Genomic DNA, 23,357 nt, shown 5'->3' with positions numbered 1-23,357 from the left:
AAATCAGATACCAATCAAGGACATATTCTCTTCAGCTTAGCTTGATCGAGTAACAGCCTGAACCAACTTTCCAACGTACCCCTCGTCCTCCTCCCGAAACAGAATATTCCAGCTTTCCATAAGCTCCCGAGTGACTGCATTGCCTGTCTTATCCTTCCACTGGCTGACAAGTTGTGAAGAATGGGTTTCTGAAATAAGGAACGCATGCAGCTCGATTCCGGCATTCTCCGGACGTTGCTTGCGAAGGTCTGCCTCAATGTCCTTGATGGTCTCATAGAAGCGGACTTTGGGATCGTCCGGTTTATGATGGCGCAGGCCTTTCGGGTCGACGAAAACCACTTTCTGGGATTGGCCCTTCACCAGCCAAAGGATAAAGTCCGGGTAGAAGCCACCATCAACGAATACGCCCACGGCTCCCTGGCCGGTCTGGTTGCGCAGTAGGTAAACCTCGTAGCCTTCAAAAGCCCCAGTCTTAGTTGCCGCCTGGATGTCGCGAACGAAATCGGCCTCGCCTTTGTTGAGCGATACCGGAGTCACCTGAAAATCCAGCCCCTGGGTGGATGCCAGCAGCGGCTGATAGAAGTGCCGCTCACACCAGATAAACTCCAGTCCTTCTTTAACCGCGCCATTCCAGGTATCCACATCACCCTTTTCGATACTCTCCCTCAAGTTCGAAAGTTGTTTGATCAGGGACTGATGGCGAACCCGGTCAAGGGTGACCATGTAGCTGCCTTCTGGTGTGGCTTCACTCACACCCGGGAGGTACTTCCGATTTTCGGTGATCGGTCTGTACTCCAGCTTGTCCGCTTCCCACTGTTTCCGGCGGAATCCGTAGAACAGCTCGCAGTATTTTCTGAGCAGGGATATCGCCATGTCATGCCATAGCGTCATCTTCTCCAGCCGGCCCAGCAGCATGGCCTCATCCGGGGCATAGAGCCGGTACCAGTCGTACCGGTTATCAGTCAGGAGTTTTTCAACCACATCCGGCGTGATGGTCAGGTTTGACCAGCGCTTGTCCCGCTTGAACGCCAGTAGCTCGAAATAAAGGCGCTGCATATCCAGCAGTGCAATGTGAGTCGGCTTTAGACGCTGAATCTTGGCTCCAGTGTTCTGAACGCCCTTCTTGTCGGTTGCGAACAGTCCAACCTGGGGATAGAAATCCAGACTGACCCTTGGTGGATTGCAAAAGTAGTCAATCTCAGTCGGCTGCAAATCCCCTGGCGCCTTCAGTACCACCTGTTCGGCAAGTTCCTGAAATGCGGTACCGGAACCGCCAATGGCCTTATTGGCAATGCTTTCCTTCACCCGAACGACATGAAGATCCTTACGCAGGTCTTTCATCGGCTTCAACGGAAGCACGAATTCTTCGAGACCCTCGTTAACCGGAATCTCCTCGTCTTCCAGCTCTTTCCGGAACTGAGCAATGTAATCGGCCTTCACCCCGAAAATATTCAGTGTCTCCATGACACCGATGTGCTCAGGCCGCTCTATACCGGCCTCTTTCAATCCGGTTGCCAGCTCGGCAGAACGCTTTAGCGTTGTTTTCCAGCCCTTCAGCCTTACACCGCGACCGAACAGCTGAATGATCTGCGCACCCTCATTCTTGCCAACATTCATCAACGTCATGTTGGAAACGCGCCAACTACTCCAGCCCTCGGTGAACTTTTTCGAGCCCAGCAGGAGGTTGACCGGCGAACCGTCGGTATTGATGCCATGGAACAGGCTTTCGCTAAAACGCGAATCCTGTGTGAATAGGTCGTGCTTCTCGCAGAGTTTGACCAGCTTTGAGTCATCCCCCACGTTGATGACACCGAACGGCGTGTCTGAAGTGCCAGCTCGAAGCGCGATTTCACCGGAAATGCCGGTAATGTTTTCGATGTGGAGACGACCACCACTGCTGTGGAACACCCTGTCTAACAGGTCGTGATAAAGCGCATCCCCACTTTCGCCAAGCTCTTTCAGGTAATTGAATCGGCCATGCAACAGATCGGTACCACCCTTGGCAACCATGCCGCGCTTCAGCAGGTAATCAATTGCAGCAACCGTCTCCTCCTGCTTATGCAATACCTGGTCAATAAACGCCAATACCTGAACCGTATCGGAAGCTTCACCGCTGGATAGCCCGGCACTCACTTTAGAACTGACGAACACCCACAGCGGCCTCTCCAGGTTGAAGGGCTTGAAGCTGGCACCATGATCTTCGAACAATCGCAATTGCTGGTAGTAGCTCAATAACGAGGCAACCAGATATCGGAATTCATCCTGGGCATTGGGATTCGCTTGCAGGTTCAGAATCTGAGACTGCTTACCGTAACCATCCCCGTAGAAATGTCGGTAGGAGTAATCAAACAGAATGGCCTTGGTATAGGTCTGGCGCAGATTCTCGTGTTTGGAGCCTGACTGGGCAAACGTAGCGGAGTATTCGAAGGAAAAACCCAACGAACACAATTTTTGCCGGTATTCGTACCAGCTGCCACCCCCACTGGCCGTGCCTCGGTGGCCCTCGTCCACCAACAACAAGTTGCGAGAGCCGAAAGAGTCGACCGCCACCGTTTTCTTCTTCTCGCTATCGCGGAGCTTGTTGATGTCGATGACAATCACATCCTGAGCAAACAGATCACCGCCACGGGCAGAGAACTCGCTGGCCCTGATTCCTGACTTCTCCAGGTCTCGTAAGTGCTGCTGCGTAAGACCCTCGTTGGGAGTCAGCAAAATGATCTTGTTAATATCCCCAGCTTTGCCATACCGTTGCAGGTAGAAGCGATACTGCAGAATGTTGGCATGCATGATCAGGGTCTTGCCGGAACCGGTCGCGCTCCAATAGGCCACCATGTTGAGCTGCGGCCAAAGATCGTCTTCCGGGTTCAGCAATTCCAGGGGCTTATGCTTAAAGCCCTGTTCCACAATCCAGTGCTCATTCCAACGCTCAATCTGATGGTTAAGCGCTTCCAGTAGCTCATCCGGTTTAGTAAACAGATAGTCGAGGTAGATCTCGGTAAACAACAGCGTCAGGTACTGGAAGTACTTCCATTCAATTGGCTCCTCACCAGAGGCGAGGCGCGCATTATTGATGGTATCCGTCAGCTGCTTTATCCGGCGGTCGTATTCCAGCAGTTGTTCATCACTCAGCTTGGCATTTTCGTTAAGATTCTCCCGGATTCTCTGAATCAGCAGGTGCTCCCCCTCGGCATTACGGCCGCTGGTTTCGCCAATCAGCTGAAAACGGTCCCGGAATGCCTCAAGCGTTGGCGCTTCCCGGTTTCCCAAATCAAACTGCCCACTGAGGGAGTCGAAGCCGAACAGAGAGAACAACCACTGATTCAGCACCAGGTGATGGCGGAAGGGCAACGTCTGCTTGCTTCCCTTGGCGGATTTCCGTGCTGCCATGATATTCCCCTCAGTGAACCGCTTCGGTGTCAGCGAACATCAGCCGATGAAACGCTTCCTCAATCAGCTGGATACGCGCCTGCTCCATGGGTTCACCCTTGCGAGACCGGGGAATACTGATGTTGTGGTCACCGTTTACGTACAGCACGTCGATCTCGTCGTCCTGGCTTTCAGTCAGGCGAATAGAGAGCTTCTCGATCAGTACCGCATCCAGCACGGCATTATCCTTCTGGATGCCATCCGCCTCACCATCAATGACCGACGGTAGGTTTCTCCATACCACCAGCACCTGTTGCCCGGCCCGATTCGTGCCGTAGACGGTTCGGAACCACCACTTGCCGGTTTCACTACGTTTAACCTTAGCCTGCCAGCGGCCATACTCACCTTGGTCCAGTTCAGCATCAAAATAAATGGGAGCGGCAATATGATCTACCGTCATCCCCAGCAAATAATTAAAGGTTTCAAGCAGGTCTACATTGACGGATCTGGTTTCGTAACCACCAACAGCGTGGACATTGAGTTTGTATTGGGTGGGATCGACAAACTGACGGGTATTTAGCAGCGACGGGGAGTTGCGGGTTTCGGCTTCCAACATATAGTTCATAACATACGATTGGCGGGCCTCCGCGCTATTGGACTCTTTCGATTCATTCAGGAGCTGCTGCTGGCCATGATTTCGCTCTAGGGAAAGATTTCCCAAAGCATCGTCATAAGACTCCAAGCGCACATATTTAAAACAATGGCTAGCCGTACTTTCTTGCAGGACAGGGTCACCTGAATCCCAGATTGGCGTGTAGGCAACCTTCATCAATCTCGGCTTAAGTACCGAATTAAAGTGATCTCCCATTTCCACTAACAGAAATTTTCTTTTACCACCATCAATATGATTCTGCGCGAGCACGGCGTGCCCCGCCGTCCCGGAGCCACTGAAAAAATCACAAACGAGTCCGTCATCACCAACATTACTATGCTGAATAAATCGCTGGATCAAAGTAGTCGGTTTTGGAGCAGCAAAACTTCTTGTTCTCCCGAACAAATCAGTAAGCTCCTTCTCACCATCAGAGAAATCAATTATTACGGACTTTGCGACATTGCTCTCTACTTCGTGTAGGAAACGCTTTGTTTGAGGTATTTTATTTTCATCCTCCCCCCATGCAATTCGATGATCTTTTGCCAATTCAGAAAAACAGCTTGTTTGGCGCCCTAAAGGATCAAACGGCCAACTCCAGCCACGCTTTGGAGCGGGGCATGGGTTTCCTGTGATGGGATGTATAGGGTTATAGAATCTGTACGCAGGATGGTCAGGATCTCTGAACTCAGCTTTTTGAGAATCTTCTTTAATTTGTGGCATCGAGGGATTATCTTCCCTCCAAACCCAAATATTAGCGCTCTTGCTTTCCGCGCTTGCCTCGTCTACAAACCGACCGCATTCATCCCGATATTCAGCCCGATTATAATTATATATGCCCTTCCATTCATCAATGGCATCGCCACCACTTTCTTTTATTTTACGCTTATGCTCTCGGTACAGTTCTCTAAGAGCCAGCTCAATTTCTTCAACAGGAGGGAATTCTGGATTCAACTTATCCAGAAGATCCATTATTTCTTTAAATCCAGGCTTGGCCTCACGAAACATCATGAAATCTGACTTAGCTTCGACAATATCTTTGGCATATACCTCTACATACTCGTGGTTTGTCGAGTATGTGGGAGATTGATTCTTAGTTGTATTTTGAGTCCACACAATCTCCTCGACTCTATTACGCTCAGAAAACACGTGATTTAGCGCTTGCTCAAGGTTCGCACGCTCAATATTGTCTATACTCGCAAAAATAACGCCATCATTAGAGAGTAATCCATGAGATGCGGACAGCCTCTCTCGTATCATGGTAAGCCAGGAAGAATGCTGATACCGATCTTTGTAAGCAAAACCGTCGCCGCCAGTATTATAAGGCGGGTCAATATAGATACACTTAACTTTTTCTTTATAACGCTCTTGTAATAAATTTAACGCTTGGAAATTCTCAGAATTAATTATTACTCCCTCACACTGCTGATCCAGACCGTCAATACCAGCCAGTATTTTCGCCTTGTAACTCTCGCCAAAGTTCCCAGTATCTACCATCATATAGCGGTATTTCGGCTTAGCGAGAAGCTCTTTCCAGCTTAGCGACTTGCAATCCTTTTCCAACTGCTCAAGATCAATTCGATATAGCGATTCCCAATCTTTAAGTTGCTTATCGCTATCAAACGCTTCTTTCAATAGGTCGGGCTGATCTTCCAAGCGCCCGACCGTAATGCAATAGTTGGTCTCAGTCACAAACTTCTTTTTCAGCCAAAGCTTTTTCTGGAAATTCTCAAGTTGTGCCAGGAAAGTAATGATTTTTTCTCCAAGCGAACGAATCACTTCAATCTTGCTGAGCAATGGGGCGAGTCTTGCCGAGTCATTTTTTAAAGAGGCTATATCCTCCCAGTCGAGGAGTTCATTCTTGATATAAAAATCGAGCTCCCGGGTCAAAAAGCCACCGAGATCTTTATGGATAAAATAGTCAAACGTGTTCTTTTTAGTGTAGTTGTTCAGTTGCCCTGTCAACATTGAATAATCAGCCCGGTTACCATCAGCCTTGCGGTAAGGCTTTGTAAGCGCACTTTTCCAGGGCTCGGGCAAGTCAGAGGCGGCTCCCAGAAGCCTTTCTTCAGCAATCACCTTGAGCGCATCTTGTGTCGGCGGTTTCTTCTGGGCTGCAGCTGTCGCCTTTCTCTTCTCGGCTTCTGTCCAGTCGCTTTCCGTTGCCGGCCGAAACACGAACCGACATTGCAGTTCGGTGTGCTGGTCACCGTACTCGGTTGGTTCACCGGTGATCAGCTCAAACGGGTTCTCTGCGTCCAGCACGAAGACTCGACGACTATTATCGGATTCTTTGTTGTTGTCTTTGGCACCGGCTTCCGCATCCACCAGCTTGAAATGAACGCGCATGGGGTCTTCACCGGGGCCAGCATCCGGGTTCAGGCGAAAGCTGTAATCCCGCAAGGTTTCACTGCTTTTGATGTAATACTGGTCTTTGTTGGCCCAATGCAGCACCACTTCTTCCCCCTGGTAGGGAATCGCGTAGGTGCCGTCTTTGTAGACCCGGCGTGATAAGAAGTCACCCTCGTTGTAGTAACGACTAAAGAAGGTGACCAATGCGTCGTAGACTTCGCCTTCTTCCCGCGCGAGATCAAATCCACCCTGTAGTTGCTGCTTGAGCTCCTGCACCTTGGGGATCGCGTCCGGGTCCATCCCCAGGCCTTTCGCGCTCTTGATGTGCTCTTCCAGCTCGGCTTCAAGCTGTGCCTGATCCTGGCTGGCGTATTGGCTAAATGCTTCCTGCGTGATTCTCGACAGGTCCTGATCAATAAAGCAATTAATGTCGTCTTTACGGGCATGCATAATGCGATAGAGCCCAAAATCCAGTTCCGGCTGATTGAGCTGGAACATTTCACGCAAAAGGTCGGCAAATTTCTGTCGACGTTGCTGGGCTTTTAACTGCTGTGTCGCGTTACTCATGGTATTCCCTGTTTAAAAATCGAACTTGGCAGGTCAGAAATGCTGAGGATTCTCCCACAAATAGCTGGAAGATTGTTAATCGAACTGACAGCTAAAGATCAGGCTAGGCGCCATCGAATTCGAAACAGGTGATGGGTGCTACTGCTCTGATGCATCTGGCGCTCCAGCGCATCAATTAAGGCATCCCTGCGGGCTTCTATCTCGTCTTCCACATCGAATATTTCCTGTCGCTGCCGGCGCTGCAACTTACTGAGACGCTTGATCTCTTCTTGAGCATGCTTCTGATCTTCAACGCTTTCTGCCAGGCGGGACTGGCGCTTTGCTTCCTTGATCTGAGCTTTTGTGTCCTCGAGCTTTTGCTCTGCACTCAACAATTGATCATCCGCCCAGGCTTCGAGCTTGGTCCGCTCACGCTGGAAGTATTCGTTGTTCTCGTCGAGCAATCGGCTGAGCCGGGCATCCAGTTGCCTGGTAACGGTTTCACTTAGCTGCCGCCCCGGTTGCTGAACGGGGCCGTCAGCGTCATTGCTCAGCACCTCACCCTGCAGCCGGAAAAAGAGTTCGCATTGCTCTTCATCAAGCAGCTGTCCGGCATCCGTGACTGCGGTAAAAACCAAGTGTTCTTCACGCTGAAAGCTTTGCAGCTCGAGCAAATTAAGTTCAAGCCATCCTGATTTTTCCGGCAGATTCTGGAGTGCGGAAAGTTTCGCCTCGTGACCAGTCAGATTGAACACCATTTCCGTTACCGGTGTTTCCAACCTACGGCCAGTGTCCAAAACGTACTCACCGAGGGGGTGGCTTAACCGGTACAGGTGGGCGTGCTCTGACGGTTTCTCGCCCTTTCGGATCAGCTCATATGCACCGGTGGGCACCTTGGTTAACGGACTTTCGTTCAACTCAAATGCCAGGCGCTTCTCATCGAAGGTGGCGAAGGGAGCAAGTTGATGCCTGGTGAGCTGCCAGAATAGGCGACTTACCCGGTCGAGCTGCTGCTCTGCTCTCTCGCGCTGGATCTTCAGCAAGTCGTGGATTTGGGCATCGAAATGCTCCAAAAGCTTTTCCTGAGTCTCTTGCATTCGCCGGTTGATGCTTTCTTCCAGCTCCTTTTGAAGGTCATTGAAGGCCTCTTCGATTTCGGCCTGAGACCGGCAAGTGTCATAAATGGCCGCTATGCGCTTCTCGAAGTCGACACCGGACTCGATTCGGCCCAGCACTTCGTCTGACGCACCAAACAGGCCATCAAACAAGTGAAACTTCTCACTGAGCAGTTCAAGAACTCGCCGATCTGCTTCATTCTTTTGGTTGAGGAAGTTGATGACGACGACATCAAATTTCTGACCATAACGATGACAGCGCCCGATCCTCTGCTCTACCCGCTGGGGGTTCCAGGGCAGATCATAATTAACCACCAGGCTGCAGAACTGAAGGTTCACGCCCTCTGCTGCGGCTTCGGTGGCAATGAGTATTTCTGCATCGTCCCTGAAGTGATCGATAATCGCTGTGCGCCGGTCAACTGCAGGGCTACCGGTAACCTGATCAGAACCTTCGTTACGCGTGAGCCAGCGCTTGTAAATCGCCTGCGTAGTGCTGGAATTATTGGTACCACTAAATGTGGCGACCTTGCCGAGATAGCCATGGCGTTCCAGGTACTTGAGCAGATAATTCTGAGTTCGACGGCTTTCGGTGAAGATGACGGCCTTACGCTCCGCGCCCATTTCCGTCATGTGGCTGAAGCCCTGCTCCAGCGCATTTAGCAGAGCTACAGATTTGGCGTCTTCAGTGATTCTGTGTGCCAGATCCAGATACTGTTCCAGTTCAGCAATTTCTCCACGGAGGCGGTCCAGCTGTATGGGCTCATCCGGTTGTTCAACCTGGTATTCGCCCTCCCCGTCAGCGGCTTCATCGAGGAGGTCCCCTTCTACATCCTCACTACCGATCAGTTTTTCCAGCCAGTTGTCTTCATCTTCTTGAGTTTGCTCCAGCCTTTTCAGCCGCTCGATCATTGTCTCAAGCGTATTGATAATGGCACTCGTTGAAGACGCCAGCAGTTTCCTGACCACCAAAGTGACCAGGTGGCGCTGCCGCTGGGGGACGCCGTAACTGTTCTCACGCTGCAGGTAGGCAGACACAAGATGATAAAGCCGCAGTTCATCTTCCGATGGAGCAAAGGGAATCGTAATGGCACGCCGTTGTGTGTAGCGGATGTACTCAAGAACCTGTTTTCGTAAGGTCCGTTTGGTGAACTCCTGAAGCCGTTCTTTCAGGCCTTCCAGGTCTTCTGCACCGCGCAGATATTGGCGACGGAAACTGAGCGCATCACCAAACAGTTGGCTGTCGATGACCGTCGAAAGACCGTACAGCTCCATCAGGGAATTCTGTAATGGCGTCGCTGTTAGCAGCAGCTTGTTGCAGGCGCCGAACGCTTCTTTGATAGCCTGACCAGTACGGTGACTTTCCCGGTGAGCATTGCGGAGTTTGTGGGCTTCGTCGAATACCACCAGGTCCCACGGTGTGAGCCGTAGTTTCTCCGACATTCTCGCAGCAAAATTGTAAGAAATGACGTTAACACCGGGCTGGTCGAACGGAGCTGCCACACCCTGCTTCCGCAACTCTTTATAGGTTCGAGCGTCCAGAACCTGCGACGGCAGATGAAATTTCTCTGCCAACTCGTTTGCCCACTGCTTACGCAAAGCCGCAGGGCAAACAACAATCAATCTTCGTCTACGTTCTGCCCAGTACTGTGCCAGCACCAGAGCAGCCTCAATGGTCTTACCCAGGCCGACCTCGTCCGCCAGAATCACACCTTTTACCAAGGGGTTCTGCAAAGCAAAGAGCGCTGCATCAATCTGGTGGGGGTTCAGGTCTACTGAGGCATCGAACAGCGACTGGGTCAGACGACCAACGTCACCACCACGACGCTGCCTGGTGAGTTCGTAGGCAAAATACTTGGCGTGGTAGTCCGTTATCGGCATTGGTTACTTCCTTATTTACGACAAGAGTACTCAAACTGTAGCCTGCTAACGGCAGGAATCAATAGTACCGGTCGCTTACCCAGAATCACTGTTGCTGTATGCTCGCTACCAAGCCTTTATAGTGCCCTTCGAACTGAGCGTATCTTTTAACGGCCACTTTCGACCCAGACAAAGCTATCTGCGTCGAGTTTCGCTTCTCCATTAACTTGGTATGCGCAGAGTTTCCCCTTACCCTCTCCGGCAATGCTGTAGTCAAGGCAAGCAACATGCTCACTCAAAGGCTCTGGAGATCCAGACATCCAGTAATGCCCCACGAAAACCGGTTTTTCACCGTCATAGCCCGGAAGCACATCGGATTCGACTGGAGTATGGGGAATCTTGGCGATCTCCGACCCAGGTACCATGGCGAGATCTCGGTAAGTTAATTGCTCTTGCTGCCACCAGCGAGTTCGAATGTCATATCTCGGATTACCATCCTTGTCGTGGAAATGGTGTCCGGGTGGTAACCGGATTTCCAAGCCTTTAAGCAGGGTCTCAACAGCCTCGTACGCCTCTGAGCCCTTTCGACTTGCCTCCTCCCAAGCGGTCGGAAGTAACCGATTTTCTTTATCGGTGTACTTGGCTATGGCCGCAAGATGCTCTGGGTGCCAGCAGGCATGTACTACTCGAAATTCCGGCAAGTCCAGGTACACCGGCAAAGTTTTGAACCACTCAATCATACTGTGGTGCAGTTCGCTCCCCTCACCTACTTGCTCCAGAAAGGCTCTGTGCTGCTTAAGATTCTTATCAATATGGGGGCGAAGATGTTCACCAGGGTTTTGCGGGTCTTCCGTAGCCCAGGCTACTGCGTTGAATTCGTGGTTGCCCATGACCGCCAGGGCGTGGCCCTTTTCGACCATGTTTTGGGCAATGGTTACGACCTCTACCTGTTCCGGGCCGCGGTCTACAAAGTCACCCAGGAAAATAACTTGGCGCTCGGGGTGCTGCCACACGCCGTCTGTTTCGCGGTAATCCATCTTGGTGAGGAGGGCTTTGAGTTCAGTGGCGTGGCCGTGAATATCGCCGATCAGGTCGTACATCTTTCGTCCTTGTTTGGTAAATCTCTCTGCGCAGCCGGTCCGCCAAGTTCAGAAAAGTTAGGCTGCGTTGCATTCCGAGTATAAGCAATACTGCTTGAAGTTGGAGCCAATTCCAACAAACGTAACTATTGTTTACATGTTGCAAAGTGTTTTTCGCCAATCACGTCACCTTCAGTCGACAGGACATAGGCGTGGCCTGGCGCCGGGATAAACCAGTAAGATTCAATCTTGCCCCAGACACCGAGAGTGCCGGTGGTCTCGAGCATGTGTTCGCGAATCTTTTCACCCGCTTTGGCCAATTGTTGCTCCAGTGGTAGCCGCCAGAAACCCTTCGGAAAGAACAGGTGGCGGAATGACTCACACGCGGCCAGAGCGAAGATCGGCTGTGTGGTGCGTTTGAAGTTGGTATCTACCCAGAGATAAGGCTTGTATGCATGCCACTCTTCTGAGAGGGGGTGCTCAAGGTGGCTGATCCGTTGGCGAGCCTCCTGCCCCTTAAGACCTGCCACTTTACTCAGTGCCAGCAGAAACTCTGCCGAACTGTATTTCAGGTCAAATCCTCCTCCCTCGAGGCCAAGATGTTTGCTGGCCAGTACGTTCTCCAGGCGCTTGATGTTCGCAGGAGTCGGGTTTCGGTAGCCCATGGCTTTCAGAATGGCGGTATGGGACTTTCCCTTCAATCCGGCTTTCAGGTCGGTTCTAAGTTCACTCATGGTGTCGTCCCTCTTTCTCGAGCCATTCAATGACGGGCCTGATCACAGCGGGTTGCACTGGAGGATCCTCATCATCGTAAAACCAGGCTCCGAGCGCACGGGCAAAAGCATGTTCCAGGGCTTCACCACTCTGTAGATGCTCACTGACGCTCCGGGCCACTGCGTCGTACTCATCGAAGCAGTCATTCTCTGCGCAGCACGTGTGCATAGGATCTGTGTGGAACAATGCACGGGAGATGCTTTCAGGGGTGTAGTGGGTGCTCATTCATCCCTCCTTTGTTGATAAGTTCATTCTAAGGAACATCTGCGACAATATGTGTCGCCCAACTAACCTAGACTGATCGCAGTTGAACTGAACAGGGAGAAAGCGATGAATCGTGCCGAAAAAGAACTGCTCAAGAAGCGCACCGCAGAACGCGAGGGTTTATCCGAGGAGGAGTGCCGAAAGCTGGATGAGCTCAACAAGCTGGTCCACGATGTACACTACGAACTCTTCCCGGAAGAATACGATGCCATGATGGACTCCATCGCAGACGCTAATGACCGTCGCCATGGTATTAATCCCATGAGTTTGGATTACACCGAGAAGGTAAACGCCCGTCGGAAAGAGCGCGGGGTGCCACCGCTGGGAGCTAACGGATTGCCTACCGACGAATCCAGCTGGGACGTTGCACGGGAAGAAGCGTTGCGCCGCCTCGGATAATGTCCTCCCTTCCCCTGAGCCCATGCAGCTCAGGGCCTTCAGCCTGACTGAACCTCAGGCTTTTTGTCTGAGCTGGTAGTAGCCCATACTTGTTTTGTCCTGGGCGGTCTTGCGGGTACCGTTGTCCGTCAACGCCGCGTATTTTGCCTCGGCTTCCTCTCGAGGCATCGCTTGCCCTTCGAAACTGTCCGAAGGATTCATCAGGTCAATATACTCCACTACCCACAAATCTTGCGGGAAGCCGGTTTTTGGTTTTTTGCTCATTATGCGGCGCTCCTGATCTTTTACGATTGAACAAATCCGATTGGTTGGCTGACAACGCCCTCCGTCTGCTGGCGCTGCTCTTCTTTCAGCGCCTCCAGCAGCCTCACAGTGCGTGCTTTGAAACCCCGCAGCCGGAGGTTCTGCACCGCAGCTCGGATCAGACCCGGGGTGAGATGGTCCAGGTGACTGAGCTGCTCGGGGGTTAACGCGCTCGCCTTATCCTTATCAACCACACATGCACTGACAATAGCCTTTACGTGCTCGGCTGTCAGGCAGCTGAACGCTACTTTCAGCTGGAATCGGCGCAGGATGGCTTTGTCGAAGCTGTCGAAGCGGTTGGTGGTGGCCAGGAAGACACCTTCAAACCGCTCAAGCCGAATCATGAACTCGTTCACCGCGCTCACTTCCCAGCTACGCTGGGCCATGCTGCGGGTGTAAAGGAAGGTGTCGGCTTCATCCAGCAATAGAACTGCACCGGTTTTTTCTGCTTTGTCGAACATAGCGGCGATGTTCTTCTCTGTTTGCCCGACGAACATCCCCAATAAGTCACTGCCCGATTGCAGCATGAACGGCTTTTTCAGGCGCCGGGCCAGTTCCTGGGCATAGGCGGTCTTCCCTGCGCCCGGTGGGCCGTACAAGCAAATGCGCGCGGTGCCTTCATCACGGGCCAGTCGCTCTGCGTTCCGTAAGGTTGGGCGGGTGTTGATCCACTCGATCCTGAATTCCGGGAAATCGGCTTTACGAGGCTTTTTCAGAATCTTCACCGGGCGATTCTCGCCCATCGCCGCCAGGCGCTGTTCGATCAGTGATTCCAGCCTGTTCTGGTTTCGGGTGACCTGTTTTACTGGCAGATACTGCGCCACCTCTGACAGATTTTTGGCCAGAGCCGGTGTCATCCAGGGCTGCTTGGCAGCACTCGATGCCCAGTCCGGTGAAACCGGCAGCATCAGGAGTTCTCTTTCCATACGTTCGGTTTGCTGGTCAGTTCCACTGCCTTTCACTTCGACAATAAAATCGAAACGACGTAAAAAAGCCGGATCCATTTCTGAAATGTTGTTGCTGATCCAGATAACCGGTGCCTGGTTTTCCTCCAGTAATTGGTTGAACCAGCCCTTGGCCAGCTGTTCCGATTTACGGAAGGCATCTTCCATTTCATCAAACAGGAGGATGGCGCCAAGCCGGTCTTCCAGAAACATCTGGGCCAGTTTGGCCGCATCGAGGCGTATCCGGCCTGTCATTGATCCGGTGTTGTCGCTTTTGGTCGGCACTTCATACAGAGGGGCTGAGAGCTTTTCGGCCATCGCCCGGGCCAGCTGGGTTTTCCCGGTGCCGGGCTTGCCATGCAGCAGAATATTTTTGCCTCGGGATTTGCTGCGCAACGCATTCTGAAGATAGTCCAACATCAACTGCAGCTCTGGCACACCATTGAAATCACCAATTTTGTGCCGCGCAGCAGGGCCCGGTGGGCAGATTTGACGAAACAGCATTTGTTCCAGGTCGTGCTCATCTTCTTCGTCGTTTGCTTCGGACGAAGCGATGACCAGCTGGCCCAGCAAGGGGCCTCCCTCAACCAGGTCCCAGATGTCACTGTTGCGATTAGGCGCTTCGAGCAGTCGAATCTGGCACAGCATGGCGTCTTCGTCCAAAGCGCGAGCGAGCATACGTGAGGATTCCCGCATGGCTTTGGCCAAAGCGTTTACCGAGTTGTTGAGCTCGGTGATTTCCAGCTCCCGCAGAACCTGCTTGGCTTGTGGATGCTTGTGCAGCAACAGAGTGAAGATCAGAACTTTGATCTCCACCAGGTTGGGTTTCAGCAGTTTGGTGAGGCTCGACAGCAACGGCTCGAAAGACAGATTCGGCTTGCCTTTCAGGGATGCCGTCAGGGCTTTTTCGCGGTCACGAATCGCCTTGAGGTAAACACCGGTGCCCGACACGGAACCACCGCCTTCCGGCACCTTGATGCCCAGAAATGCCAGAGCGTCGTCGGCGCCGAAAAAGCTAAGTGTGTTCTCATACCCGGGAGTGAGATACAGCCGGCACAGGTAGATCTGGAGCAGCTTCAGGTCATCCTTCGAGGCTGACAAGTCTGGCCCCGGGTCCTGCGCTTCGTTGATGAGCTCTTTCCACAGCAGCATAGAGGTGGTCTCCTGATCCATTTACCACCATCTTATACTTCGTTTGCGTCAGTTTATGTCGCTTACGGGCGTTAAGCTCTCAGTCCTGACTACCAGCCTGTGGAGCTCGCTATGCGCAAAATCGCCGTTATTGGTTCTCGCCACTTTACTGACTACGACCGCCTGGAGCGTGTGCTCCAACCCTGGTTGCCCGCGCACATCATCTCTGGCGGCGCAAAAGGCGCGGATGCTCTGGCGGAGCAACTGGCCCGGGAACATAAGCTGCCTATTACCGTGATCAAACCCGACTGGAAACAATACGGCCGTGGGGCCGGCCCGATTCGTAACCGCACCATCGTCGATACGGCGGATTTGGTGATCGCCTTCTGGGATGGCAAATCCCGGGGTACCGCGTCCGCCCTGAATTATGCCCGGGCCAAAGGTAAAACGGTGATTGTTGAAGCCGTGGGGGAGGCATGACCAGGCAACAACTGATCTCCCTGATCAACGCCAATGGCCACCGTTACCTTGCCTGCGAGGAGGACTGGGAAGCGGAGATAATCGAGTGGCAAACTCTGGTCGCGATCTTCGAGTATGGTATGGCGACGGGCTTTGAAGCCCATGAATACAACCTGAGAGCCATACTCGACGCCGTTGATGACGACTCACCCGGTGTCCCGAGTATGGGCTGTGAAGCCGCTCTAACTGATTTGATTGAGCGGATCTCCGCGCCGGAAGGTGAGCGGGGAATAGATGCGCCAGAATTACAGGATATGTTAGTCCTGATGGAAACGGCCTTTGGTCGTGCGGAGATTAGAATAGAAACGGACGACCATTGATACGATTAAAGCCCCATGGACTTGAGAACTTCGTTCTCGCTCACAGATTCAGGCGTCACTACTGCATCTTTCAGCATTAATTTTCCACGCAGCAGTCGATCAAGATGCACATCGAAAGCATCGAAATCTGGGTGGAGTACGGCTGGGAGATGAATGGTTACCGGCTTCTTCTGACCGATTCGATAAACTCGGTCTGAAGCCTGAGCCTCTTTAGCTGGATTCCAGTGGCGCTCCAAATGCACAACGTGATTAGCACCAACCACAGTTAGGCCAACGCCCGCCGCAACCGGTGACATAATCAATATATTAAAACCTGAAGCTGCTTCAAACTGGGTGATCAGCTGCTTTCGGCTGAGAACGTCGGATTTTTTCGCAACGGCAGCAGTGTCTCCGTTGATAATGGCAACATCCAACCCGTAGATCTGATCGAGCCACAGTTTTAAAAGTCTTTGCAGGCGCTTCGTGACCATGAACAAAATCACCTTTTCGCCCCTGGATTTAATAGCATCAAGCGTTTTAAGCAATACCTGGAGTTTGCCTGATTGATGCATTACTCGCCTTGCCGAGGCCGGATCATCGGCCATCAGTTCTGCCTCATGTCGGAGCCTAGGGTGCAACGATACTTCCCTTAACTGCTGAAGAACTGCTAGAGCTTTACCGCGCATATCTTCTGTGGCTTGCTGCTGCCGGTATCCTTTAAGAATATCCTCATAGGCTTGGCGCTGCAGGCCTTCCATAGTGCTACCCAGGCCAGGGTCGTAAACCAGGTTCCCCGACTCCGGCTGTGGAACACCGCACCGGATAGTTTTTGAGGGTAGTCCGGTTAACTGATCTTCTTTGACCCGTCTAAGCATAAAGGGGCCGACCGCGTCCCGAAGTTCTTGCCCCAACGATGCCCTGACAGAATCGCGATCATCTTCATCTGCAGTAAGGATTGGCTTAATCCACGTATCTCTGAATACCGGCCAGCTGCCCAGCAAACCCGGCTGGGCAGTATCCATCAGACACCAAAAATCACCCAAACTATTTTCCACGGGGGTGCCCGTTGCCAGCAATTTAAAATCTGCTTTCAGGCCCTTTGCAGCGCGAGTTTGCAGTGTGTTCGGGTTTTTGATGTTTTGCGCTTCATCGAATATCACCATTCCCCAATCAATACGGCACAGGGAGAATTGATAGTCACGAAGGGTTTGGTAAGTTGCCAATACCAACCGCCGCTCTACATCCAGCCGCTTGGCTCCGGCATCCGGGCCTATTTGAAGCGCGTAGCGAATGGCATCTTCATCAAGAATCTGGTCATTCTCGAGCATCTTAGCCATTTGGACAGTTTCTCGTTTCTCACCTTTCACCCGATACTTGGCGAGATCACGGCCGGATTGGAGAACAACGATGTCTTTGAATGGAACACCCTTGTACGTGACACCAACCTCATCCTCCCAGTTTTCCAGCAGGCTCAGTGGCGCGATCACAAGAATGGGTTTCTGCTGCTTCCCTGATTTCTCCTGTTTGCTCAAGTACTCACCCGCAGCAACAAGGCTCATGTAGGTTTTTCCAAGCCCCATATCATCAGCCAAGAGCGCGCCCTGTAATCTGTATAGGTCATCGGGGGCTTCACTCCGAGCCCGATCTAGCAAGCCGAGCATCCAGAGAACACCTTCTCTCTGATGGGGGAAAGGTTCTCGGGCATAGTTACTCCAGTCAGGATCTGAGCTTACAGTCGATTCGAGAGCTTTCTGCCGCAGCTCATCGTGAAGTTCCTCCGCTTCCTTCAGAACAAGGCTTAACTTTTCCTGCTTCTCGGGAGTATCGTCATCCTGAGTTATATCCTTGCGCACCGGATTTCGAAGGGATTCCTCAATCTGAGCCAGCCGTTTGGAAACAGCGCCTCTGTCAGAAACATCAAATGTTTCTCCGTTATATGCAATTGTCTCTGCGCCCTGCCCCCAGGCTGCATGGAGTGCTTCCTGAAACTGGCATAACTCCTCTTCTGACTGAACGGACTGCGCCAATGCCTCCGGAGGCGCGGGCAATTTGTCCAGGGCAAACCAATCTTGCTTCTTTGCGTCGCCTTCTCCGAACTCCATATGCTGAAGCTTGCCTACACCTTGAACTCTTACGGAGAAGCCAAGTTCCAGGTTTACGAGAGCAGCATCCAGAAACGCACTGGGTGTTTGAATAAACTCTTTTACTTTGTCGGCAGGTATTCGGCGATTTCCCAGAACCTCTTTAACGGCCTCTACCTTTTCGGGCTCCAAAAGAACTACCCGATTTCCGATTCTAAGGGCACCTCCGGAATTGGAGTTAAGATCCAATTGATCCCACCGGCGGTCGAGGTCATCGGGTGAGGTTCCATCACCAATGCTGGGGCTAAGGAAGAGACCGCCATCGGGCATTTGAGATGCGGTGATACCAATGCCTTCAGGGATAACGACATCCAGTTTTTCAAAATGCCCAAGGTCAAGGCGCATTCCATTCTTTTGAGCTGTTTGAAGCGCACCCATGAGCCTCAGGCTTTCGCTTTCGCCACGCTCTTCAGGCGGTAAACTTTGGTGGTACGCCAAAGCATTTAAAGCAAATAGTTCCGCAAGGTTGAGGCGATAGACTTCAGTGGAGGTCAAAGACAAGAAAGGCCCTTTAAGCTGGTATGGCACTGGCTGGCCATCCACTACCGCTAATGCTGATACTCGAAAACCGCTATGCCCGGTTCTACCATGAATCTCGGTCTGGAAATGGCCGGAAAATTGCTCCGGCAACCCCATAATCTGCGCATGATCGTCATCCAAGCCCGCAATATGCTCTGCACTTACATGGAAACCGTTCGCCATGGGGGCCGCAAGGCCCTGCTCTTCTAACATCCTGAGAGCAATGAGCTGCATTTTCTTTAACGTCGAACCATTGCCCTGCTTCAACTCATTCAGCTCTGCAAGGTCTAGATAAAACAACACTCCTGAAGAGTCTGCCCGGTGATAGAAGCCACTTTGCTCGTCAACCTCATCCTTGCCACCGGACACCATCGAGCGGAGTAGATCAAACAAACCCATAAGAAGTCTCTGACATTATTTGAACTTGTGAATTAACTCTGGCCGAATCGTCCAGGTATGCAGGTCTTCACGCTTCACAAAGGGTGATAACGGGCCCGTGAACATTGTTATCAGATCCCTGAGTGGAATGCTTAGAAGAGTGGCGACATGGCGAGCTTTCACCCCGGGGTTATGAGCCATATAGCCCAAGACCGTTTGCTCTATTTCAGATAGTGCTGCTGGCTCTCTATCATCATGTGCTTTGGATCTTCTCGGGTCAGCGGGAGAGGCGTTAGTTGACTCAGCTTCGCGGTTACCACGCAAATACCGGTCGACAGCACTTAAGGGTTCTTTTTCTTTCTCTTTAAAAAGATCCTCAAACCTGGGTGCCCGCCTTCGCTCCATCAATTTTGGTGGCCTGACTTGCAGACGAGGTGGCAGCTCTTGCGGAGCTGGAACTCTGGTTTTAGGGGATTTAATAACCGGCATACCGAAGCGAGCCAGATGTCCCCGATATTCTTGGGGGGTCAGTAATCCCTCAATATCCAGTTCGATACCATGTTCTGCCAAAAAGTTTATCACCTTAGATTGCCAGGTCCCGTTGTGGGTAACGGACTCGTGTGGCAGGCCATACATGGCGCTATATTGGTCAGGTGTCCTTCTGGTCAAATCATGGTGACTAAAACTGGGGAACTCATAAGACCAGACCATGGTTCCCGGCCTGGCTAGGTACACCCATATTTTGAAGCTATGTGATCCTTCAACGAGAAAGAAGTCTCCACAATCCAAGTAGATAACTGCCTTATCCGACAGTGTTCCTTCAAGCCTCGCGAAATTAGTCTTGATATCGTCAGCCAGTAACCGTTTCACTACCTCCTGAGCTTTGTCACCCAGCATCAACCGTGTGTTTCTGATCCGTTTTTGCTCGTATAGCCCTTCAAGAAATTTCTTTCGGGCCGGGAACATTCTCTTCAGATCAGCTTTACCACTCTCAATGCCATACTGTTCTACAGCTCGGAGAAATAGCTTTAGGTCCTCTTTAGATAACCACCCACGAACTTTCTCAACCCGCTCCTCCCCAAGCGGCTTCCACCACTCCTGGTAGGTTCGGGAGCCACTTTGAATCCTGGGATCTCCCGCGATACCAAGCACGAATTCTTGCCACGGCTCAGAGACTTCATCGCCGGCTCTGTCAATGATGATCTCAAGCGCAGCGTGTCCGATCCTCTTGCCATCACCAAAAGGTGCCTGACTAACCGATGGCTTCAAGAGCTCGTCAAAAATTTCATCCCACCGGCCAAGCGGAACCACTTTCAGAGCTTCGATGTAATAATGGGCCCTACAAATGTCGCCATAGCGTCCAGCATCTAGCCCGACCATCCCCAGCTCTGCAAATCGCTGTTCTAGCTCCTGGCCACTTTCGCGAACCTGCTCAGCAAGATGTGCCGGGCCATCAGCACCTATAATCCAATGCGAGTTAGCTTTGATGGCGGAAATGGGGTCACCTAACTCAGACTCGTGCTTTTGTTCTGGGATTCTGATGACCTGAGATCGTATAGTCTCACCTAAGGCGCTGAATAGACCTTTATCCACCGCATCCAGATGGTCGAACTCTTTGAAATAGAGCTGAACGAGCTGTAAAAGTGTTAGGCGCGTAAGCCTCGGGTGTTGTTTATGGGTAAGCGCACTCAATACCGATTCACGACAACTGGCCCGAAATACAACTTGCTCGTGAATCCATAACCAGGTTAATGCTCTTGCGCCCAACCGAGATTCCAAGGCATCGTAAAGGTCTGTAAAGTCAGCGAAACGAACAGATCGTTTGATTCGCGCGCACATTTGATTGAATGCATCACCACCACCTGTAGCCTGTGCGTGGAGTTTGGTTTTTTCGACTATTCGATTCCAGCCGATAGCAACATGGTCCGGCCACTCCAGCTCAATTCCAGGAAGTGGTGGTAGCTTCATTGATTCAGGTCCACTTTCGCTCGAACTTTTTCGTAGTCTGAGCTTGTCGGTCGGCGAATAGTAAAGCGAATATCGATCCGACGGTTCTGGCTAAAATCCTCCTCGGTTATCTGGCTCTCAATTACAGGCCGCGTCTCCGCGTAGCCACTAACGGAAAACAAGGTATTACCGTCACCATTCCTGAGGTAGCCTAACTTGTCATCCGCTGGCAATGCGCTTTCCCAGAACTGCCAAAGAGAAATAGCCCTAAAAGTTGAGAGGCACCAGTTGCCTTTCGTACCACACAATCTTCCGGTGAAAGGACGGTTGTCGGTGTGCCCCTCAACAAACACCGTATCAAGATAATCGGCGCGATCTTCTTTGGTGATCAGCTGATGAAGAACAGAGCCAATTTCATAGGCCGTTTCGCGGTACTGCTGGCCAATTTCATCGGCACCTGTGTCAAACCCGAGCAAATGATTGGGTATCCTCAGTACCGTACTGTTTTCACTGACCTCAACCTGGATACCGCGGCTTCGCAGTACTTCGGCAGCTTCGGAAAGTATGTTTCGACGAACCTCCTCCGCTTTCCTAAGAAGCGCAATTTCCTCCTCAAAATCTGCGACTTGCTCCTGAGCTTGAGCCTGAAGCTCCATTAACCGAAGAATTAGAATCACTGACGCAAGGATAAAGATCACCAACAATCCCGACATCACATCAGAAAATGACATCCAATACGGGTTCTCCTCGTCTACTGACGCGGACTTGTTGGAGCGACGCAGAGCCATCAACGGGCCTCCAATTCGTCAAGAATACTGCTCATGTTTTCGACGATGCGAAGCATTGAGTCGGCATAAGCCCTTGAGCTGGAATTCCATTTCTCCATCCGGTCCTCGATTTGCTGGTTTACCTGGGACGAGTATGCACTGAGCCAAGACTCTGCTTGCTTCTCAATAGTGGAAACCTGATCCGCGAGGCTTTCTGATAGCTGACTGAATTCGGATCTAATAGAGCTGAGCCATTCTCTTTGATGTTCCTTAAGCTCTCCAAACCCCTCATTCGTCAGTTTCGCTGCATCACCATACTGCTGAATGCTATCCCGGATAGTCTTCTGCAGGTCTTCGAGCAACCGGGACTGCTCACTCAGGCGTTCTGATAACTCGGAATTTCGTGCACCTGCAGCCTCTATAGTCGAAACTGCTTGAGTTAACTGAGAGCCAAGCATCTCACTCGCTTGACGCACCTGAGAGCTCAGCATTCCAAGCTGGTTTGAACTGCTGTCCAGATGTTTGCTGCTTGCGGACATCGAATCGGTAACCTGGGAAAGCTGTACGAGAATTTCACGATGTTGTTCCGCAAGCTGCTGGCTCTGACTTTGCGTAGCGCGTACAGATTCAGCAATACTGTTGACAAGGCTCTGCTGCTGATCGACTGCTTTCTCGGTTTGATCTGCAAAGCGTTTTTGGCGCTCAGCCTCCCTCTCATCTGCTGAAGATAGCTGGGAATTAAGGCGAGACATCATGTCGTCAGTCAGTTGTTTGAAGCGGCTCTCGAGGGCTTCCTGACTAGCCGTAGCAGAGTCGGCAACTTTGGCCACTTGCTCTTCAAAGCGCTCCGCTTGCTGCCGACTGCTCTCGATTTGGCGCTCCTGCTGCTCATTAAGTTTTGAAAAGAGGTCACCCAACTGCGAGCTCATTCCGGTAACCGCGTTGTTCACTTCTGCTGCAGCTTGTTCCAGAAGAGCACCCTGATTTTTTGCAGCACCACTTACGCCCTCAACAAAATCACCGACTAGACGCTCCAAGACCTGCGTGGACTGCTGACTGGCATTACTGACAAGGGACTCAATTGCTGGCGCCATGATTCGGTTCAGGGCTGTAGTGAACGCCTCTTCCATCGAATCACTAACACCCTTGATGCTTTCTTGCAGGCGATCTCCAATACGTTCATGCAGCTCCTGCAAGGCCTCTTTACTCTCTCGGCTGCTATCAGCGATATGGACCAATGACTGCTCAGCGGGAATTCTGGGATAGAGAAAGTCTATCTCCTGCTGCACTTTTTTAATCTTAGCTAATGCCGACCGCTCAAAGAATTTTTCAATCAGATTCAAAACCAAGCTCAGACCAACACCCCAAACCGATGTCATGAACGCTACTGATGCGCCTTGAATGAGGTTGTCGATACCATCACGAAGATCATCTGTACTCGAACCCGACACCAGGTTCAGACTATCCAACCCCACTGTCAGCCCAACAAAGGTACCCAGTACACCTATCGCTACAAGAAAACTTGGGGTAGCCGCAAGAAGCCTGCTTCCTGTCAGCCCGCTAGCTAATGTCTTGGCATTAAAAAAGTGATCTGCATCGAGGGTATTATAAAGATTGCTATGATCACCCGAGACAACGAGGCTTTCATCGAATTCGCGCCAGAGCTTCCCGACTTCATCGTCCTTCAGCTGCTCTGCGTTGTTAAGAACTTCCCGGCGGTTGGCGCTTAATGCTTTTTTATCCTGGTCCTTGATCAAGCCCCAGAGTGATGTCACACGCCGCTTGAATCGGATGAAATGCAGTCCGACGAAATACAGGGCAACACCGAAAACCAACACCATCAGTGACCAGAAGATAGTCGCCAGACCCTGTGGGGAGCTCTCTGCCAATGCAGGAAAATCAGGTAACAAGTGTGACAGAAGATTCAAAAATTCCATTTACATCCCTTTTTAGAATGACATGAGCTGCGAATGATGATGAAAAGGTAGGGAGCTTTCTGATTTAACCC

15 protein-coding genes are annotated in these 23,357 nt (G+C 51.6%); 3 read left to right on the top strand and 12 right to left on the bottom strand.

Going from position 1 to position 23,357, the window contains the following annotated elements; genetic code table 11:
• Nucleotides 1–36 precede the first annotated feature (36 nt).
• The 6 genes from OZ656_RS07630 to OZ656_RS07605 all read right to left on the bottom strand — a co-directional run bounded on the left by OZ656_RS07630 (nucleotide 37) and on the right by OZ656_RS07605 (nucleotide 11,963).
• On the bottom strand, nucleotides 37–3,387 hold the full coding sequence (locus tag OZ656_RS07630) for a DEAD/DEAH box helicase family protein (RefSeq protein WP_278351286.1): 3,351 nt from the start codon (nucleotides 3,385–3,387) through the stop codon (nucleotides 37–39).
• A gap of 10 nt (nucleotides 3,388–3,397) precedes the next feature.
• On the bottom strand, nucleotides 3,398–6,934 hold the full coding sequence (locus OZ656_RS07625; RefSeq protein WP_278351285.1) for a site-specific DNA-methyltransferase: 3,537 nt from the start codon (nucleotides 6,932–6,934) through the stop codon (nucleotides 3,398–3,400).
• 98 nt (nucleotides 6,935–7,032) lie between these two features.
• Nucleotides 7,033–9,906, bottom strand: a complete 2,874-nt coding sequence (locus OZ656_RS07620) for an SNF2-related protein (protein ID WP_278351284.1) — start codon at nucleotides 9,904–9,906, stop codon at nucleotides 7,033–7,035.
• A 146-nt stretch (nucleotides 9,907–10,052) separates the two neighbouring features.
• Nucleotides 10,053–10,985: a metallophosphoesterase gene (locus OZ656_RS07615; protein WP_278351283.1), complete on the bottom strand. Its 933-nt coding sequence runs from the start codon at nucleotides 10,983–10,985 to the stop codon at nucleotides 10,053–10,055.
• A gap of 125 nt (nucleotides 10,986–11,110) precedes the next feature.
• A complete protein-coding gene (locus OZ656_RS07610) occupies nucleotides 11,111–11,698 on the bottom strand; it encodes a hypothetical protein (RefSeq protein ID WP_278351282.1) in 588 nt (195 codons plus the stop codon).
• Nucleotides 11,691–11,963, bottom strand: a complete 273-nt coding sequence (locus tag OZ656_RS07605) for a hypothetical protein (RefSeq protein WP_278351281.1) — start codon at nucleotides 11,961–11,963, stop codon at nucleotides 11,691–11,693. Before OZ656_RS07605 ends, OZ656_RS07610 begins: the two co-directional genes overlap by 8 nt.
• 105 nt (nucleotides 11,964–12,068) lie before the next feature.
• Here OZ656_RS07605 and OZ656_RS07600 point away from each other — a divergent pair, with 105 nt between their 5' ends.
• On the top strand, nucleotides 12,069–12,401 hold the full coding sequence (locus tag OZ656_RS07600) for a hypothetical protein (protein ID WP_278351280.1): 333 nt from the start codon (nucleotides 12,069–12,071) through the stop codon (nucleotides 12,399–12,401).
• A 54-nt stretch (nucleotides 12,402–12,455) separates the two neighbouring features.
• Here the strand turns inward: OZ656_RS07600 and OZ656_RS07595 are convergent, their stop codons facing one another.
• The gene (locus OZ656_RS07595) at nucleotides 12,456–12,665 is read right to left on the bottom strand and encodes a hypothetical protein (protein ID WP_278351279.1); all 210 of its coding nucleotides are present in this window, start codon (nucleotides 12,663–12,665) and stop codon (nucleotides 12,456–12,458) included.
• A 20-nt stretch (nucleotides 12,666–12,685) separates the two neighbouring features.
• The gene (locus OZ656_RS07590) at nucleotides 12,686–14,800 is read right to left on the bottom strand and encodes an AAA family ATPase (RefSeq protein WP_278351278.1); all 2,115 of its coding nucleotides are present in this window, start codon (nucleotides 14,798–14,800) and stop codon (nucleotides 12,686–12,688) included.
• A 111-nt stretch (nucleotides 14,801–14,911) separates the two neighbouring features.
• Here OZ656_RS07590 and OZ656_RS07585 point away from each other — a divergent pair, with 111 nt between their 5' ends.
• Nucleotides 14,912–15,259 (top strand): SLOG family protein, encoded by a 348-nt coding sequence (locus OZ656_RS07585; protein WP_278351277.1) that lies wholly within the window; start codon nucleotides 14,912–14,914, stop codon nucleotides 15,257–15,259.
• A complete protein-coding gene (locus OZ656_RS07580) occupies nucleotides 15,256–15,618 on the top strand; it encodes a hypothetical protein (protein ID WP_278351276.1) in 363 nt (120 codons plus the stop codon). Before OZ656_RS07585 ends, OZ656_RS07580 begins: the two co-directional genes overlap by 4 nt.
• Before the next feature lie 5 nt (nucleotides 15,619–15,623).
• Here the strand turns inward: OZ656_RS07580 and OZ656_RS07575 are convergent, their stop codons facing one another.
• From OZ656_RS07575 to zorA, 4 genes are read right to left on the bottom strand one after another with little or no spacing between them, the layout of a single operon-like run.
• Nucleotides 15,624–18,656 (bottom strand): DEAD/DEAH box helicase, encoded by a 3,033-nt coding sequence (locus OZ656_RS07575; RefSeq protein WP_278351275.1) that lies wholly within the window; start codon nucleotides 18,654–18,656, stop codon nucleotides 15,624–15,626.
• 15 nt (nucleotides 18,657–18,671) lie between these two features.
• Entirely contained in the window at nucleotides 18,672–20,603 is a 1,932-nt protein-coding gene (locus tag OZ656_RS07570; RefSeq protein WP_278351274.1) for an EH signature domain-containing protein, read from the bottom strand.
• Nucleotides 20,600–21,370, bottom strand: a complete 771-nt coding sequence (locus OZ656_RS07565) for an OmpA family protein (protein WP_278351273.1) — start codon at nucleotides 21,368–21,370, stop codon at nucleotides 20,600–20,602. The genes OZ656_RS07570 and OZ656_RS07565 overlap by 4 nt, the downstream gene beginning before the upstream one ends.
• The gene (gene zorA / locus OZ656_RS07560) at nucleotides 21,370–23,286 is read right to left on the bottom strand and encodes an anti-phage ZorAB system protein ZorA (RefSeq protein ID WP_278351272.1); all 1,917 of its coding nucleotides are present in this window, start codon (nucleotides 23,284–23,286) and stop codon (nucleotides 21,370–21,372) included. Before zorA ends, OZ656_RS07565 begins: the two co-directional genes overlap by 1 nt.
• Between the last annotated feature and the right edge of the window lie 71 nt (nucleotides 23,287–23,357).

It is taken from the genome of Marinobacter sp. LM1, assembly GCF_042763285.1.
In the GTDB taxonomy this organism is placed as follows: domain Bacteria; phylum Pseudomonadota; class Gammaproteobacteria; order Pseudomonadales; family Oleiphilaceae; genus Marinobacter; species Marinobacter nauticus.
This window is presented reverse-complemented; position numbering and strand designations above follow the sequence as displayed.